The organism is Fluviicola sp., assembly GCF_029266855.1.
Classification (GTDB): Bacteria; Bacteroidota; Bacteroidia; order Flavobacteriales_D; family Crocinitomicaceae; genus Fluviicola.
This window is the reverse complement of the sequence record NZ_JAQSWB010000009.1, coordinates 160,501-175,567: the sequence shown is the minus strand read 5'-3', so window position 1 is coordinate 175,567 and position 15,067 is coordinate 160,501. Positions and strand designations below refer to the sequence as shown.

The window sequence follows — 15,067 nt, the reverse complement described above, 5'->3', positions numbered from 1 at the left end:
AATCAATCCATAAGTTCTTCACTGGTTGAAGAATCATTCGCTTTGTTCAGAAGTGCATTGATCCGGGGTTGTATAAACCAAATCCCAACTGGAAAGATCCAGATCAGGAAAAAATCACCTGCAAAATTAGAAAAACTTGCATTTCTTTTCAGTTCAGCGCTTCGAATGGTTTTCGCTGCAAAATAGATCGTGTGAAGAATACAGAAAATGCTGAAGAAGTGAAGGATGAAAACAAGAAATCCTAATATGCCCAACTGTAACATTTGGCCAACACCAGGATTGGATATGGCTGTTGTGTTAACAACAAAAGCGACAAAAAAGGGAACCAGGCAGAAATAGATTATCGGGATAAAGAAAAACAGCTTGATTCTTCTCATTGGAAATCTTCCTCTACGGGTTGGGACCAATGGATTTAATTTGGTAATGACATTCCAGAACCAGGCAAATTGAATGAATCCGCAAAGGATAAAAAGGAGCGGGAAGAAGTAAAAGATCCAGACAGTATCTTCAGGTCCTTTAGAAGGATGTCCTAACAGGATAATAGCGACCGCGAAACCAAAAATAATGAACGTAACAAATGGAATAGCCACCAAAGGCACGAACAGTTGCCAGTGTTTCGCGCGAAGAAAGATAGAGTTCATAAATACGGATTTACTTGTTCCTGATTTCTAATGTAATAAAAAACCCCGACGATCGCTAACGATGTCGGGGTCTATATTTAAGAAGTTAATTCCTTACTTGATGAAAGACATAGAAGCGTCTTCAGCATACTTCAAGAACTCACGATCTTTAGCAGCTTTTGCTTTCCATGCAGCATCTTTACCGATAGCATTTTTCAAGTTGCTAACAACATCTGTCAATTTACTTTGACGAGCTGCAGCAATTGCTTTCAGGTAATAACCTTGACCTGATTCTTTATCGTTAGAATCGTCGATAGTTTTGATTGAAGCAGCAGCATCACCATTCAACAATTGAGCTAAAGCTTTGTTGAAAGAAGCAGTTCCACCGAAAGAGCTTACTGCATCTGCGTATTTACCGTTTTGGATCGCAAGGATTCCTTTGTTGTAATTTACTTCATCACCTGCACCACCAGCTTGTCCGAATAAGTCAGCAGCTTTTTTACGATCTCCGCTTACTCCTGCAACAGCACCTAAGTTGTTTTTAGAGATAGCATTGTCTTTTAAACCATTTGCTTTTTCGAATTGAGATTTAGCTTCCGCTACTTTACCTTGATTGTACAATACAACACCAACGTTGTTAGCTGCACGGTAATCAGACGGATCTTTTTTCTCAGCTTCACGGTACAAACGACCTTTCTCGTTCAAATCTTCTGTTAAAGTAGCTGTGAATAACAACTCCTCCAAAGTCAATTTTTGCGGATCTGAAGTTGAAATAGCTTTCAATTCTTCATCAGAATATCCTGTTAGATCGTAAACAACGCTTACTTCAGCACGACGCAATAATGGGAAAACATTTTTGTCCAATTCTGTGAAAGACTTCCCTAAGTTTCTCATTTCAGTCTCACGTTGATTCGGATCAGCATACATTTGAAGTACACGTAAGATCAAATCTTTATCTTCTTGCTTAATTGCAGTGTTTTTAGCCAATTGAACTTTGAAACCGTCAAAATCCTCACCACGTCCAGCCAGGTTGTAAATTTCACCTGAAGCTTTTTCGTTTTTAGATTTTTTAGCAACTTCAATTGTAGCCGCTTTACCTGAATTTGCACGATCTGTAGATAAGTTGTCGTTGAACGCTACTTCACCTTCAGGAGATGCAAAACCTGTAATATTAATTGACTTGATATTGATTTTCGGGTTAGATTGAGCAGCTGTCAACCATGTTCCTAAATTCACGATATCTGTATCCTTGTATTCAGTTTTACGAACATCATGCTTACCTTTCAAGTAATTGTACTGAGAGATTGCAGATTTTTCGTTTACACGTTTGAACTCGTCTTTCGCGTAAATACACTTGAAATCTTTGTTAACTAAGTAAGGAGTGATAATAGTACCTTTTGCGATTTCTTTATCCTCAAACTGTCCTGCTTTTTCTTTTCCTCCTTTGAATACTTTTCCAGTTACCATTAACTCAGTGTATTCAAACTCAGGCTTGTATGGAATAACATCCGTATACGTCATTGTTCCACCTGGTTTGTACTGAATTACAGTACCATTCGCTGTTGCTTTTTCTCCCTGAACTGTTACCGTTTTCAACGATGTTCCAGCTAATTTTGGAGTGATTTCAGCATATGCCTTTTTCTTAATTCCTTTCTCCGGGAATTTAACGTCAATTTTTACGCGTACACTGTCAGCGTGCATCTCAAGAGGGCTAGGAGTTACTGTGTACTCTAGATCCTTTAGAAGATCACAACTTGAAACAAGCGAACCAGTTACAGCGATAAAAGCTAATCCTTTGATACTTTGCTTTCTCATATTCAATTGTTAGTTACTACCTTAATAAAATTCCTTGCAATAATAAACATAATTTTTTAACCTATGAAAGATTAATCTGTATTTATTGCTTGACAAGTGGTGGATTATAAACGACGAATGGAAAATCGGAATTTTTAAATTTGTTTTTTAGTTCCTCAAAATTACTGTTGAGTGAATCAAAGAAAAAGGAATCCGTCAACTCGTGCATGGGCGTGATTACAAACTGTCTTTCAGTAATATAGGTGTGTGGAATTGTTAACTCAGGCAAGTAGATTTGTTGATCTTTAAACAGCAGGATATCCAAGTCGATAATACGGGATTCATATCCTTCTTTTAAAGTCTTTTTTCTTCCTATTTTTTTTTCCACAAATTGGGTGGCTTTTAAACAATCCATTGGTTTTATTGGGCTTGAGCACTCAAAGACGGTGTTTAAAAACAAATCGTCTGATTCAAAGCCCCAGGCAGGTGTTTCGTAGACGGATGCCGTGCGAATAATTTGAATGTCAAATTGATTGAGTTCCTCGATAGCATGCCGAATGTTCCCGAGCCGATCCCCCAGATTTGTTCCGACACCAATATATATTAACTCCTTAAAGTTGCTTTTCTTTTGACTTACCATTCAAATCAATATTAGTCCTTTTGATGGAGTAAAGATAACTTACATCATTAAAGATGAAATGACTTTTTTTTTGAGTGTATATTTGTTTCAAAGTTATGTCTATGTCTACAGTTAAAGTTTCTTTTTGGCGCATATTTTGGCCATCATTAATAGCCTCTATGATTTTGTCCGTTTTCGGGTGGATTTTTTGGCTGATCATTTTCGGATCAATGCTCGGTGATGAACCTGAGGGAAAAGATCCGAGTGTTTTACACATGACGCTCAGCGGTTCGATCGGTGAAAGGAGTTCTTCTACTCTGAACCCTTCCAATTTTTCAATGGATAAATCAACCGGTCTGGCGGATATTTTAACTGGTTTGGAAAAAGCGAAAGAAGATAAGCATGTAAAGGGTATTTACCTGGAATTAGGGAATGTCCGATGCGGCTATGCTACTGCGATGGAAATCCGGAATGCTTTGAAGGATTTCAAAAAATCAGGAAAATTTTTGATTGCCTATTTGAATGGTGAAGTAATTACTCAAAAGCAGTATTACATTAGTTCTGTTTCTGATGAAGTATATGGTTTCTCCACTTCGGCAATGGAATTCATCGGTCTTGGAGGGGAATTGACATTCTTCAAAAATACTTTTGATAAGTTGGGTATTGAAATGCAGGTGATCCGTGGTTCGAACAACGATTTTAAAAGTGCGGTAGAACCTTATTTCAGAACGGATATGAGTGATTCCAGCAGGTTGCAGACCCAGCGTTACATGTCTTCTATCTGGTCGGATGTCCGCTCTCAGATAGCTGCTGATCGTAAAGTAACGGTTGCCGAATTAAATGATATTGCCGAAAATGCAAAAATTCAGCGTGTGGATGATGCAGTGAGACTGAAACTGATTGATGCTTCGAAATACCGTGATGAAGTAGAGCAAATTATTCTGAAAAAAGCCAAATTGAAGGATTTGAAAGATATCATGACTTTCGAAGAATATGCAACGAAAGGATTTAAGAATAAACAATTGGCATTCAGCAATGAAACTTCAACCGCAAATGTGGCGGTAATCGTTGCGGAAGGTGCCATAACAGTCGACGGGGATGAAATGACCTCCACGAAGATCTGTAAATATTTCAGAGAGGTTCGAAATGATGATGATATCAAAGTAGTTGTTTTCCGCGTAAATAGTCCTGGAGGAAGTGCTTTGGCATCTGAGGAGATTTGGAGAGAGGTGTCGTTGACAACCAAGAAAAAGAAAGTGATCGTTTCAATGGGGGATGTTGCCGCTTCAGGTGGTTATTATATTTCAACGCCTGCTTCAACGATTTTTGCCGAACCAACAACAATTACCGGTTCGATAGGTGTTTTCGGGGTGATTCCGTATACAGGTGCTTTCCTGGAGAATAAACTGGGATTGACCTTTGATCGCGTTCAAACAAATAAGCACAGTGTGTTGTCGACGAATAGAAAGCTGACTGCGGAAGAAATGAGTTTGATCCAGACGGAAGTTGATCAGATCTATACACAATTTAAAAAACGTGTAGCAGATGGCAGGGGATTGACGACAGGCCAGGTTCAAACAATTGCCCGCGGCCGGGTTTGGACAGGTGCCGATGCTTTAAAAATTGGCTTGGTTGACAAACTTGGCGGAATGAATGATGCCCTGGCTTTTGCAGTCAAAGAAGCTAAAATCAAAGAAGCGAAGGTGCAATACTATCCAAAAGTAAAAGAAGTTCCGTTTGAAGATCTTTTGGAGCAGTTGTCTCAGGAGGACCAGGAATCATTGAAGGTCAAACAAAACGCAATTCCGAAAGTAATTGATGACCTGACAAAACGATTGATGAAACTGGAATCATACAGCGGGATTCAAATGAGAATGCCATACGAGATTGATTTGCATTAAGAATTGATTCTATAAAATTAGACAGTAGGGGCGAATAATTATTCGCCCCTACTGTTTTTATAATTCCTTACTTTTGCACCATGATTGAACACAACATTTCTTTAAAGCCATACAATACCTTTGGAATTGATGTTAAAGCAAAGGCCTTCGGACGTTTCAAATCCGTTGATGAATTAAAGGATTTATTGCAGAACAGACTTTCGAAGGTGGGGATAGAAACTCCCTTATTTGTTCTTGGCGGAGGAAGCAATATTTTGCTCACACAGGATTTGCCTTTTTTTGTGCTTAAAAATGAAATTTCAGGGATTGAAATTATCAATGAGACTGAAACAAGTGTTGTTTTGAAGGTTGGTTCCGGAGTTGAATGGCATTCTTTTGTGAGATATACTGTGGAAAAAGGTTGGGGTGGAGTAGAGAACCTGAGTCTGATTCCCGGAAGTGTGGGTGCGAGCCCTATGCAAAATATCGGGGCTTACGGAGCTGAACTTAAGGATACGTTTGTTTCATTGGAAGCCCTTCATATTGATTCTGCAGAAATCCATACTTTTAATAAAGAGCAGTGTCAGTTCGGTTACCGTGAAAGTGTTTTCAAAAGGGCATTGAAAAATCAGTATGTGATCGTTTCCGTTTCATACAAGTTATCCAAAAATCCAAAGATTAATACGACTTACGGAGCTATTCAATCTGAAATCGAGAAATTAGGTGTCAATGAAATTACGGTCGAAGCAGTAAGTCAGGCAGTAATGAATATTCGAAGAAGCAAACTTCCGGATCCGAAAGTACTTGGCAATGCTGGGAGTTTTTTCAAAAACCCGGTTGTTTCAAAGTCAGTTTTCGAACAAATTCTGAAGAATTATCCGGATGTACCTCACTATCCTCAGGAGCAGGGGGAAGAGAAACTGGCGGCCGGCTGGCTCATTGAAAAAGCAGGATGGAAAGGCAAGCGTATAGGAAACTGTGGCGTTCATGAGAAGCAGGCTTTGGTTTTGGTTAATTACGGAGGCGCAAGCGGACAAGAAATCTACGATTTATCTGCTCTGATTATTGCTGATATTGAGTCCAAATTCGGAGTAAGCCTGGAGCGGGAAGTAAATATTTTTTAAAAGCCTGCTTAAATGAGCAGAACAGGTTTTTGAACGAATATTTATGCCTGCATAATGACTGAAACAAGGTTTGTGATGAATTACGTGTTTTGGCTGATATTCTGCGAGTATCAGTAAATATGCGGTTTGTTTCGTTGAGTTGAATTGTTAGGATTCGCACAGATTTGATTCTTACTTTAATATTTCATAGCTTTTAGATAGTTAATAATGAAAATCATTATTGAGATCATCTTAAAACACACTGCTATGAAAACTACACTTACCATTTTAGCTTTTCTTTGTATAAGCTTCGTAGGATTCTCTCAAACTAACACCGTTACTCTTGTTCAAAAATTCGCCGATTGCGCGCCGGTTACTCAGCGATTGATCCAGGCGAATTTTTCAACAGAGCAACGCGTCGAATTGGAAAAGGATACCCGTAAGCTGGCGAAATTGAATTATGTAATGGCACAATCTTACCGTTTTGCCGACAATCAAATGGTTCTTCGTTCTCAAAGACAATTATTCGACGCGAAATCTTATGAATCATATCGTCAAAAAGATCGCCGGGTAACAGTTTTTGATTCAACTACCGGGCTTTATGTAGAATTATATTCCTGGAATGAAATGGATGCACAGCTTACTCAAATTGATATTCAATACGACATAGTTTCTTCTAATTAACATATAGCGTAAGTGAAAGAAGGACTGTCTGAAAGGACAGTCTTTTTTTGTTTTGTAAAAGCTCAGGAGGATTTCAATTAAACCTTTTGAACTCTGTGCTACCAGGTGTCTTTTGTACCGTCTTCATCATTTGCCTCATCCAGGAGTTTTTTCCAATCGTAGGTAAGATCTTCCGTGTCTTTAAGAATCGCCGAGTAATCGCCTTTTGTGATTACAATTTCTTCAATGTCGTACCCCAAATACAATTCGATTTCTTCCAGGGTTTTCTCCTCATCCTTACTGCAAAAGGAAAGCGCCTGACCTTTGTTTTCCCCGCGGCCGGTTCGTCCGATCCGATGGACATATTGTTCCGGCTGGTCGGGAAGATCGTAATTGATCACGTAATCCACGCCTTGAATGTCGATTCCCCGTGCCGCAACATCTGTTGTGATCAGAACGGTGTTTTCTCCAGCTTTAAACCGCTCGAGGACCTTAAACCGTTCTTTTTGTTCCACATCGCCATGAAGTGCTTCGGAATGAATTCCGACCCGCTCCATTGCAGCAACAACACGTTCGCAGCGTACTTTGGTTCGAACAAAAACAATGTATTTTAAGGTCTCATATTCCTTGATTATATTCTCCAGGAAAAAACGTTTATCATCCATTTCGACCTTAATATATCCGTGTTCGATATTTTTCGCAACCGGATCTTTCGGGGAAATTTGGATGCGTATGGCATCTCTAACCAAATCATAAGCTAAAGCCTTGATTTTTTTATCAATTGTGGCAGAGAAAAATAAGGTCTGACGATTTCGTTGAGGAGAAAGTTTATGGATTGCTTTCATGTCATGGGCAAAACCCAACTCAAGCATTCGGTCAGCTTCGTCAAGAACCAGGAATTGAATTGAATCAAGCGAAAGATGTCCCTGGGAACGCAAATCGAAAACACGTCCGGGAGTTGCAACAATGACATCCGTTCCTCTTTTCAGTTCCTGGATTTGTTTGTCTTGCTCCAAGCCTCCCAAAATTGCTGTAATCCGAATATCAGAACCTACTGCAATACTTTCGAATGCCTGTTTGATTTGTTCGGCAAGTTCTCTGGTAGGAGCCATGACAATACATCTGGGACTTTTAGACCTTGCTTTCGAACTGCTTAGTTTATGAATGATCGGAATAGCAAAAGCGGCAGTCTTTCCTGTTCCGGTTTGTGCGATACCAAAAACATCCTCTCCGTTTAGAATGGGTGATATGGCTTTGAATTGAATGTCAGTAGGTCTTTTAAAACCTAAAACTTCCAATTGAGCTTTAATTTCTTTGGAGATGGGATAATCTGAAAATAACATGAAACAGTTTTTTACAAAGTTAGTTCAATTATCTCATTCCATAACCGGGCAGTTGATTCCGAAATGGTATATTTGCTTTATGTATATTCCAAAGGACTTTGAGCTGAAAGATCGGGAGTTGATTCTAACATTTTTAGAACAGCATCCCTTTGGTTCTTTGGCTGTAAACGGTTCGGATGGAATTCCTGCTCTTGTTCACATTCCATTTACCTGTGAATTTGAAGCTTCCGGGAATTATCTTGAGTTTCACGTAGCGAAGGAAAACCCTATCATTTCTGCAATTTCGGAGGTAAACCAGGGGAAAATGATCGTTTTGGGAGCCCATGGATATATTTCTTCCTCGGTTTATACACATGTCAATGTTCCAACGTACAATTATGAAGCTGTTCACGTTTCAGGCAGAATCGTTCGTTTAACTCCGCAGGAATTAAAAAAACATTTGAGTTGCCTGGTAGACTCGTTTGAAGCGAACCGCGAAAATAAAGTTCAAATGACTCAATGGCCGACAGATTTAATTGCTGCCTATATGCAGGAAATTGTCGGTTTCCGGATTGAGATCCAACAAGTAGAAGCAGCTTTTAAACTGTCTCAAAACAGAAATGAAGTTGATTTCACGAGAATCATCGATGATCTGAATACAAGAACTTCCAGTGATCAGCAGCTTGCTGAAGCAATGAAACAATCCAAATGCCCCATCAAATGAAAAATTCAGTACTGATTTTATCACTTTTTATCCTCCTGGTTTCCTGTTCCTCAAAAAAGACTGAAACAGATAAGGATAAAACCAAAGGTTTTCAATATGCAAGATTGGTTTCTCTTGAACAAAAAACAGGGTACAAAGAACTGGTCGTGAAAAATCCTAAAAGCTTGAAAATTGAAAGCCGTTACGCACTTTTTCCCCGCAACTCTAAAATGAAACGTCCGTCGGGAGTTAAAATCATCGAAGTTCCGGTTAAAAGTATGGCTGCACTTTCAACTTCTTTTGTAGGGATGCTGAGCGCGATAGGCAGTGTGGATGTTGTTAAGGCAACAACCGAAAAACAATACATTTCGAATAAGCGGGTGCTAAAAGGAATCAACGAAGGAAGGGTGCTGACAGCCAGTTATGAAACGGGTTTAACACCGGAAGCTGTTTTGAAAGCAAAAATTCCGCTGATTATATTTAGCGGTTTCGGTCAGCCGTTTCCCAACGAGGATAAATTTGCGCAATTGAATGTGGTTTGCCTGGCGAATTACGATTGGGAAGAAAAACACCCGCTTGGAAAGGCTGAGTGGATTAAAGTTTTCGGAGCGCTGGTTGGTAAGGACAAGGAAGCAGAAGCATATTTCAATAAAGTAGCCGAATCGTATCTGAAGATTAAGGATGAGGCGAAAAATATTCAAAACAAGAAGAAGGTAATTTGCGGTAGTTTGGTTGGGGATATTTGGTATGCTCCTGCAGGTGGCTCATTCATGGCCGGAATTATGAAAGATGGCGGCTTCGATTATCTCTATAAAAACACAGTCGGAACCGCAAGTGTTAGTCCGAGCTTTGAGCAGATTTTTAGAGATGACCAGGTTTGCGATGTCTGGATCAATGCAGAAGCTCCAAGCCTGAATAAGCTTTTCGAGTTGAATTCCAAGTTTAAATATTTCCACACCGTGAAGGAAGGGAAAGTTTACAGCTATATGCACGACCCTAATTATTTTTGGGAATATAGCCCGGTAAATCCACATTGGCTTTTAGAAGATTTCATGCACATTGCAAAAGGCGATACACGGGCAGAATTACATTTTTACAAACAGTTGAAGTAAGATATGTGGAAAAAACACATCCTGTCATTTGCACTGTTTATTGTGATCACTTTGGTTGCGATCGGTTTTCCACATGGAGATGATCCCTGGTTTTCATTTATGAATACTACAGATGAACAAGCGTGGCAGTTATTTCTCATATACCGGATTCCGGAAGTGTTTATTGCAATCATTGCAGGATTCGCACTTTCAATTGCCGGCTTATTATTACAGACTACTTTGAATAATCCGCTTGCCGGACCTTCCATTCTGGGACTCACTGCAGGTTCACATTTGATGGTTGCCCTCACAATTATGGGAAGTTCCGTTCTGGGATTGGACATACTGGATTTGGGAATAACCATTTCAGCAACTATCGGTGCTTTGATCTTCGGTTTGTTGATCTTATTGATCGCAACAAGGATCCGGTCTATGGTTTCATTGCTTTTGGTGGGAATGATGCTTGGGACCTTTGTTTCGGCTATCACGAATATCATTTTAATGAAAGCCGATGCGAATAGTGTGAAAGCCTTCTCGGTTTGGGGAATGGGTTCTTTACAACAAGTTGATATCGACCAGATCCCATTCATTACACTGCTTTTTTTAATCGGAATCGGCCTGGCATTTTTATTGACCAAACCACTGAATGCATTGATCCTAGGAGAAAAACCGGCAGCTATTTTGGGAGTGAAGGTCAAGCAAACACGCTGGAAAGTAATTTTTGTTGTTTCATTATTGGCCGGACTGGTAACTGCTTTTTGCGGCCCGATCGGGTTTGTGGGATTGATCGTTCCCAATCTGGTGCGTATGTTCTATAAAACTGCTCAGCATGGCCATCTGCTTTTGGCTTCTGGCTTGGTTGGAGCAAGTGTGATGGTATTATGTGTTCTGCTGATCCGAATTTTTGAACCGATCATGGTTTTACCGATCAATAGTTTGACTGCTTTGCTTGGAGCACCGATCGTGCTATTTCTGTTACTAAAAAATATCCGGAATGCTTAAGTTCGAAAATTGCAGGATAGGGCACGATCAGCTTTTGTATGAAATTCCATTATTGGAACTCCAGCGTGGCGAGTTTGTAGCTTTGATAGGAGCAAATGGATCCGGGAAATCTACTCTCATGGATTCACTGATCCAGGGTAAATTCCCGAATGGAAAAGTAAGTGTTGAAGCGAGAAACTGGAACGATTTAAAACTGGTTGAGCGCGCTCGTATGATTACTTTGGTTGATAACCACTTTTTAGGGTTTGATTACCTGAAAGTAAGAGAGTACTTAGAATTAGGTCGACATTCCTACACTAATTTCACGGGTCGTTTATCCCCGGAAGACAAATTGATCGTTCAAAAATACGTCCAAACGCTTCACCTGGAATCTTTATTGGATCAATCAACCTCAACCTTAAGTGACGGCGAACGCCAGCGAGTAGGAATTGCAAAAGCATTGATCCAGGAAACCCCGATCATCTTATTGGATGAACCGACAGCCTTTTTGGATTATCCGACAAAAAAGGAAGTGATGTCTTTGCTTGGAAAGATTGCCAAAGAAAGCGATCGTCTCGTCATTATCGCGTCGCACGACATTGATTTTTGTATTGAGTACTGTTCACGGATCCTAATCATTGAAAAAGGAGCTAAGATCCTGGAATCTTATGAAACAATTCTTCATGATAAACTCGTGCAAAAAGCATTCGGACTTTAAGCTGTTCAATTTCCCGGTCCGTATTCCTCAATTGGATGGTTCCGATAGAAAGCCACTTTAATAATTAGCTTTCACTGTCCAAAGTTTTATCTTTGTACAATCTCTACCATTACCGAACACGAGAGTCTAACTTGAAAATTATGAAGCACTTATTACTACTTGCATTTGTTTTTACAACCGCTTTTTTATTCGCTCAAAATCAAAGTGCAGGTAACCAGGTGCGCTGGGATAAATTGATTCGCTATTCGAAAACCTTCAAGAACGAGATTGGGGTTACTAAAGAGGTGGAAGATGCATTTCCCGTTTATAAGATCTCCGGAATCTGGTATGTTTCGCTTTATGGTAAACGGCTTTCGAATTGCGATTGGAATATCATACCGGAAAATAACATTCTTATAGGTAGTTCAGTGGGGAAAATCACTACGATGAAAGTACCTCTGGAAAGATTATATAACATCGATTTCTCGCAGTTTTATTCCTACCTGGAGGTTCCGGGTAAAATTATCCCCCAGCTTGATAAGGCGGTAAGGGATACAAGAGCAGACAGCGTCCAAAGGGGAATCAATTTACCAGGTGCTTTTACAGGAAAAGATATTTTGATCGGTGTTACGGATTGGGGATTTGATTATGGGCATCCGATGTTTTACGACACCTTACTGACGCATTCGAGAATTTATGCAGCCTGGGACCAATATAAACAAACCGGAAATCTTCCTGTTGGTCAAAATTATGGTGTGGAGTATGATACTCCGACAGAATTAGCTGCTGCAGGATCAGATACGTCAAACATTTATAGCTACCATACTCACGGATCTCACGTTGCAGGTATAGCCGGAGGAAGCGGTGCCGGATCAGTTTACCGTGGATTTGGCTTTGAATCTCAATATTTGTTTACCTCATTCTACATAGATCAGGCCTCTGCAATTGACGCATTTGTGTGGATGAAGGATAAAGCCGAAGCTGCCGGAAAACGATTGGTTGTAAATATGAGCTGGGGAGTTTATTACAATCAAATGGGAAGCCTGGATGGATTCTCATTACTTTCCGAGGCGATAGATGAACTGAGCGAAACGAATCATGTTGTATTTGTCGGTGCTGCAGGAAACAACAATGGAACGAATTTTCATATCAAGAAAACCTTTAACAATAACTTATTTACCTCACTGGTCGGTTTTTATTCGTATGCGGCCAATCCGAATATGTGGGGAGAATGTATCACGGCATGGGGGGAGCAGGGGCATAATTTTTCCAATAAGATCTCTGTGTACAATAACCTCGGAACATTGCTGGTTACAAGTCCCTATTATTCTACATCAACTACCGGATATTTAGACTCCATTCTGGTTACCGGAAACGACACGATTGTTTTTACTATTTCTTCAGAAACGGCTAATCCGCTTAATGGGAAACCCGGGATGCAAATTCGCATTCGTTCTTTGAATACGAGTAACAGAATTGTACTTACCGGCTCGGCAATTGATGGAACCGTTCATTATTGGAACCTTCCCGAATTAACCAACGGGGCAGGGAATTTCGGTCAAACTTTCACTGCCTACGGAACAAACGGGATCAGCGGCGACTCGTTCTATGCAATAGGGGAACCGGGTTGTACGAATAGTGTGATAACTGTTGCTGCATATGCTTCGAGTTATGTTAGCGGTTCGGGGAATACGATCGGGGGAGCACCGGCATCATTTACGAGTATAGGACCATTACATAATGAAACGATGAAGCCCGATATTGCTGCTCCGGGTGTAAGTGTTGCTTCGTCAATCTCTTCCTATACCGATGCGGTATATACGGCTATTGCTACAATAGCCTTCAATAACAAGAATTACGATTTTGCACGATTTTCGGGAACATCAATGGCTACACCATGTGTTGCAGGTATTGTTTCCCTGATACTGGATGCAAATCCGAATTTGTCGAGTCAGCAGGTAAAAAACATCATTAAAACCACCGCCCGATTGGACAATTATACCGGTAACATAGTTGCTCCGGGAGACACCAAATGGGGGATGGGGAAAATCAATGCTTATGCTGCAGTTCAACTGGCTTTAAATACACTTTCGGTGGATAAAAACACAAGACCGGCTCCTTTTGTGCTTTACCCGAATCCGGCATCAAGCGTTTTGCGGATTTTAAACACAACTGATCAACCCTTGTCGGTTTTGTCGATTTTATCTCTTGATGGGAAAATTATTAAACCTCGTTTAGTTGAAAATACAATTGATATTTCTGAGCTTAAGAACGGAATGTATTTCCTGAAAATTCAAACAGATACTGAAATGCTTACTTTGAGTTTCGTTAAAGACTAGCATTCTCAATACTATCCGGCCCAGTTTTCCAGGTCTAAATCCAGCGCCTTACTTTATTTTTGTAAGCCAAATATTCCTGTCCGAATATTGTCTCCATCTGTTTTTCTTCGTAAGGTATATACCCGAAATTTGCAATCAGGAAAAAGAACATAACACCAAATAGGGAAAATAAGTTTCCTGATAAAAGAATCCATACTCCGAATAAGGCAATTACAAAGCCCAGATAAATCGGATTTCGACTGTATTTGAAAAGTCCATGGGTAACCAGCTTTTGGGGTGTTTTAAAAGTGTGTATTTCAGTGTTGAACATCCTGAAAAGTTTACTTATCCTAAATGCCATGCTTAAGCCGATAATGATTAACCCAAACCCTGAAAGATTTAGTGGGTAGAATGTTATTGATGCAAAAGGAATTAAATAATTCAAAACAACCATAATACAAAAGCAAATCAGGAATAGGTTTGGAGGCAATAGTTTTCTCATTGTGCTTACTGTTCGTTTTGAATGCTATTGACCTTTTTAAAAGCAAATCCCGGAGCAAATCGGGATATTATATATAACAATTTCACTTTTCCCACTTTAATTTCAGCTTTTTCCTTCTCCAATCCCTTCAACATTTGAGATACTGCTTTTTCGGGTGAAATTGCCATTTTGGGGGGATTGCCTTTATGCCAGGGTGTGCTAACGGATGGGAATAAAACTTCGGTAATTTTTACCTTGTCATTCTCTGTTTGCTTGCGTAAAACTTGGGTAAATGAATGTAAAGCTGCTTTCGTGCCACAATAAAAAGGGTAATCAGTTCTTGGGGTGTAAACCAAGCCGGTTGTAATAGTGATGATATTCGGATGGAGATTTTGTTGCAAAGTGGTGTAAAGCTCTTTTATCAGGTTCAAAGGGGCGAGGAAGTTGATGGCGATTTCATTTTCAGCCATTTCCAAAGCATTCTCGGTTCCGATAAAATCTATTTTGTTTACGATGGCTGCATTGTTAATCAAAACATTGATTTTGGAATAGTTGCTTTTTACCCGATGAATTAATTCTTCACATTGCTTTTTATCTGCCAAATCACATTGAATGATTTCAACTTCAGGGAACTGAGATTTGGCTTCCTGGAGTTTTTCCAGTGAGCGACCGCAAATAATTACGGTATTCTTTTTATGTACAAGTTGTTTGCATAATTCGAGTCCTATGCCGGAACTTCCGCCTGTAATCAAAATTGTGTTACCAGATAAATTCATAATTGTTGATTCACTTATA

14 protein-coding genes are annotated in these 15,067 nt (G+C 39.8%); 8 read left to right on the top strand and 6 right to left on the bottom strand.

Annotated features, from left to right (window positions below; genetic code table 11):
- Window positions 1-2: 2 nt before the first annotated feature.
- The 3 genes from K0S23_RS16930 to folK all read right to left on the bottom strand — a co-directional run bounded on the left by K0S23_RS16930 (window position 3) and on the right by folK (window position 3,054).
- Window positions 3-641 carry a hypothetical protein gene (locus K0S23_RS16930; RefSeq protein ID WP_300359889.1) on the bottom strand — a complete coding sequence of 213 codons (639 nt, stop codon included), beginning with the start codon at window positions 639-641 and terminating at the stop codon, window positions 3-5.
- Window positions 642-734: 93 nt separating this feature from the next.
- Complete coding sequence (locus K0S23_RS16925; protein WP_300359888.1) at window positions 735-2,435, bottom strand: hypothetical protein; 1,701 nt, start codon at window positions 2,433-2,435, stop codon at window positions 735-737.
- Between the two features lie 82 nt (window positions 2,436-2,517).
- Complete coding sequence (gene folK / locus K0S23_RS16920; RefSeq protein ID WP_300359886.1) at window positions 2,518-3,054, bottom strand: 2-amino-4-hydroxy-6-hydroxymethyldihydropteridine diphosphokinase; 537 nt, start codon at window positions 3,052-3,054, stop codon at window positions 2,518-2,520.
- A 158-nt stretch (window positions 3,055-3,212) separates the two neighbouring features.
- Here folK and sppA point away from each other — a divergent pair, with 158 nt between their 5' ends.
- The 3 genes from sppA to K0S23_RS16905 all read left to right on the top strand — a co-directional run bounded on the left by sppA (window position 3,213) and on the right by K0S23_RS16905 (window position 6,700).
- Entirely contained in the window at window positions 3,213-4,934 is a 1,722-nt protein-coding gene (gene sppA, locus K0S23_RS16915; RefSeq protein WP_300359885.1) for a signal peptide peptidase SppA, read from the top strand.
- A gap of 80 nt (window positions 4,935-5,014) precedes the next feature.
- Window positions 5,015-6,037: a UDP-N-acetylmuramate dehydrogenase gene (murB, locus tag K0S23_RS16910; protein ID WP_300359884.1), complete on the top strand. Its 1,023-nt coding sequence runs from the start codon at window positions 5,015-5,017 to the stop codon at window positions 6,035-6,037.
- A 246-nt stretch (window positions 6,038-6,283) separates the two neighbouring features.
- Entirely contained in the window at window positions 6,284-6,700 is a 417-nt protein-coding gene (locus K0S23_RS16905) for a hypothetical protein (protein ID WP_300359882.1), read from the top strand.
- A 98-nt stretch (window positions 6,701-6,798) separates the two neighbouring features.
- Here K0S23_RS16905 and K0S23_RS16900 read toward each other — a convergent pair whose 3' ends face one another.
- Window positions 6,799-8,022: a DEAD/DEAH box helicase gene (locus tag K0S23_RS16900; protein ID WP_300359880.1), complete on the bottom strand. Its 1,224-nt coding sequence runs from the start codon at window positions 8,020-8,022 to the stop codon at window positions 6,799-6,801.
- Between K0S23_RS16900 and K0S23_RS16895 the strand changes: the two genes are divergently transcribed.
- From K0S23_RS16895 to K0S23_RS16875, 5 genes are all read left to right on the top strand, one after another.
- Window positions 8,021-8,725 carry an FMN-binding negative transcriptional regulator gene (locus K0S23_RS16895; protein ID WP_300359879.1) on the top strand — a complete coding sequence of 235 codons (705 nt, stop codon included), beginning with the start codon at window positions 8,021-8,023 and terminating at the stop codon, window positions 8,723-8,725. The genes K0S23_RS16900 and K0S23_RS16895 overlap by 2 nt on opposite strands.
- Entirely contained in the window at window positions 8,722-9,816 is a 1,095-nt protein-coding gene (locus K0S23_RS16890; protein WP_300359878.1) for an ABC transporter substrate-binding protein, read from the top strand. The genes K0S23_RS16895 and K0S23_RS16890 overlap by 4 nt, the downstream gene beginning before the upstream one ends.
- Window positions 9,817-9,819: 3 nt before the next feature.
- The gene (locus K0S23_RS16885) at window positions 9,820-10,797 is read left to right on the top strand and encodes an iron ABC transporter permease (protein WP_300359877.1); all 978 of its coding nucleotides are present in this window, start codon (window positions 9,820-9,822) and stop codon (window positions 10,795-10,797) included.
- The gene (locus K0S23_RS16880) at window positions 10,790-11,494 is read left to right on the top strand and encodes an ABC transporter ATP-binding protein (RefSeq protein ID WP_300359875.1); all 705 of its coding nucleotides are present in this window, start codon (window positions 10,790-10,792) and stop codon (window positions 11,492-11,494) included. Before K0S23_RS16885 ends, K0S23_RS16880 begins: the two co-directional genes overlap by 8 nt.
- A 140-nt stretch (window positions 11,495-11,634) precedes the next feature.
- Window positions 11,635-13,812 (top strand): S8 family peptidase, encoded by a 2,178-nt coding sequence (locus K0S23_RS16875; RefSeq protein ID WP_300359873.1) that lies wholly within the window; start codon window positions 11,635-11,637, stop codon window positions 13,810-13,812.
- A gap of 34 nt (window positions 13,813-13,846) precedes the next feature.
- Here the strand turns inward: K0S23_RS16875 and K0S23_RS16870 are convergent, their stop codons facing one another.
- Together K0S23_RS16870 and K0S23_RS16865 are read right to left on the bottom strand one after the other, a co-directional pair.
- Window positions 13,847-14,245: an isoprenylcysteine carboxylmethyltransferase family protein gene (locus tag K0S23_RS16870; protein WP_300359911.1), complete on the bottom strand. Its 399-nt coding sequence runs from the start codon at window positions 14,243-14,245 to the stop codon at window positions 13,847-13,849.
- A 53-nt stretch (window positions 14,246-14,298) separates the two neighbouring features.
- Window positions 14,299-15,048 (bottom strand): SDR family NAD(P)-dependent oxidoreductase, encoded by a 750-nt coding sequence (locus K0S23_RS16865; RefSeq protein ID WP_300359872.1) that lies wholly within the window; start codon window positions 15,046-15,048, stop codon window positions 14,299-14,301.
- Window positions 15,049-15,067 lie beyond the last annotated feature (19 nt).

Excerpts from the sequence above, each read along its gene's own strand:
- K0S23_RS16865 (WP_300359872.1), bottom strand. The coding sequence starts at position 15,048 with ATGAATTTATCTGGTAACACAATTTTGATTACAGGCGGAAGTTCCGGC.
- K0S23_RS16875 (WP_300359873.1), top strand. The coding sequence starts at position 11,635 with ATGAAGCACTTATTACTACTTGCATTTGTTTTTACAACCGCTTTTTTA.
- K0S23_RS16905 (WP_300359882.1), top strand. The coding sequence starts at position 6,284 with ATGAAAACTACACTTACCATTTTAGCTTTTCTTTGTATAAGCTTCGTA.
- K0S23_RS16895 (WP_300359879.1), top strand. The coding sequence starts at position 8,021 with ATGAAACAGTTTTTTACAAAGTTAGTTCAATTATCTCATTCCATAACC.
- K0S23_RS16900 (WP_300359880.1), bottom strand. The coding sequence starts at position 8,022 with ATGTTATTTTCAGATTATCCCATCTCCAAAGAAATTAAAGCTCAATTG.
- K0S23_RS16890 (WP_300359878.1), top strand. The coding sequence starts at position 8,722 with ATGAAAAATTCAGTACTGATTTTATCACTTTTTATCCTCCTGGTTTCC.
- murB (WP_300359884.1), top strand. The coding sequence starts at position 5,015 with ATGATTGAACACAACATTTCTTTAAAGCCATACAATACCTTTGGAATT.
- folK (WP_300359886.1), bottom strand. The coding sequence starts at position 3,054 with ATGGTAAGTCAAAAGAAAAGCAACTTTAAGGAGTTAATATATATTGGT.
- K0S23_RS16885 (WP_300359877.1), top strand. The coding sequence starts at position 9,820 with ATGTGGAAAAAACACATCCTGTCATTTGCACTGTTTATTGTGATCACT.
- K0S23_RS16870 (WP_300359911.1), bottom strand. The coding sequence starts at position 14,245 with ATGGTTGTTTTGAATTATTTAATTCCTTTTGCATCAATAACATTCTAC.
- K0S23_RS16925 (WP_300359888.1), bottom strand. The coding sequence starts at position 2,435 with ATGAGAAAGCAAAGTATCAAAGGATTAGCTTTTATCGCTGTAACTGGT.
- K0S23_RS16930 (WP_300359889.1), bottom strand. The coding sequence starts at position 641 with ATGAACTCTATCTTTCTTCGCGCGAAACACTGGCAACTGTTCGTGCCT.
- K0S23_RS16880 (WP_300359875.1), top strand. The coding sequence starts at position 10,790 with ATGCTTAAGTTCGAAAATTGCAGGATAGGGCACGATCAGCTTTTGTAT.
- sppA (WP_300359885.1), top strand. The coding sequence starts at position 3,213 with ATGATTTTGTCCGTTTTCGGGTGGATTTTTTGGCTGATCATTTTCGGA.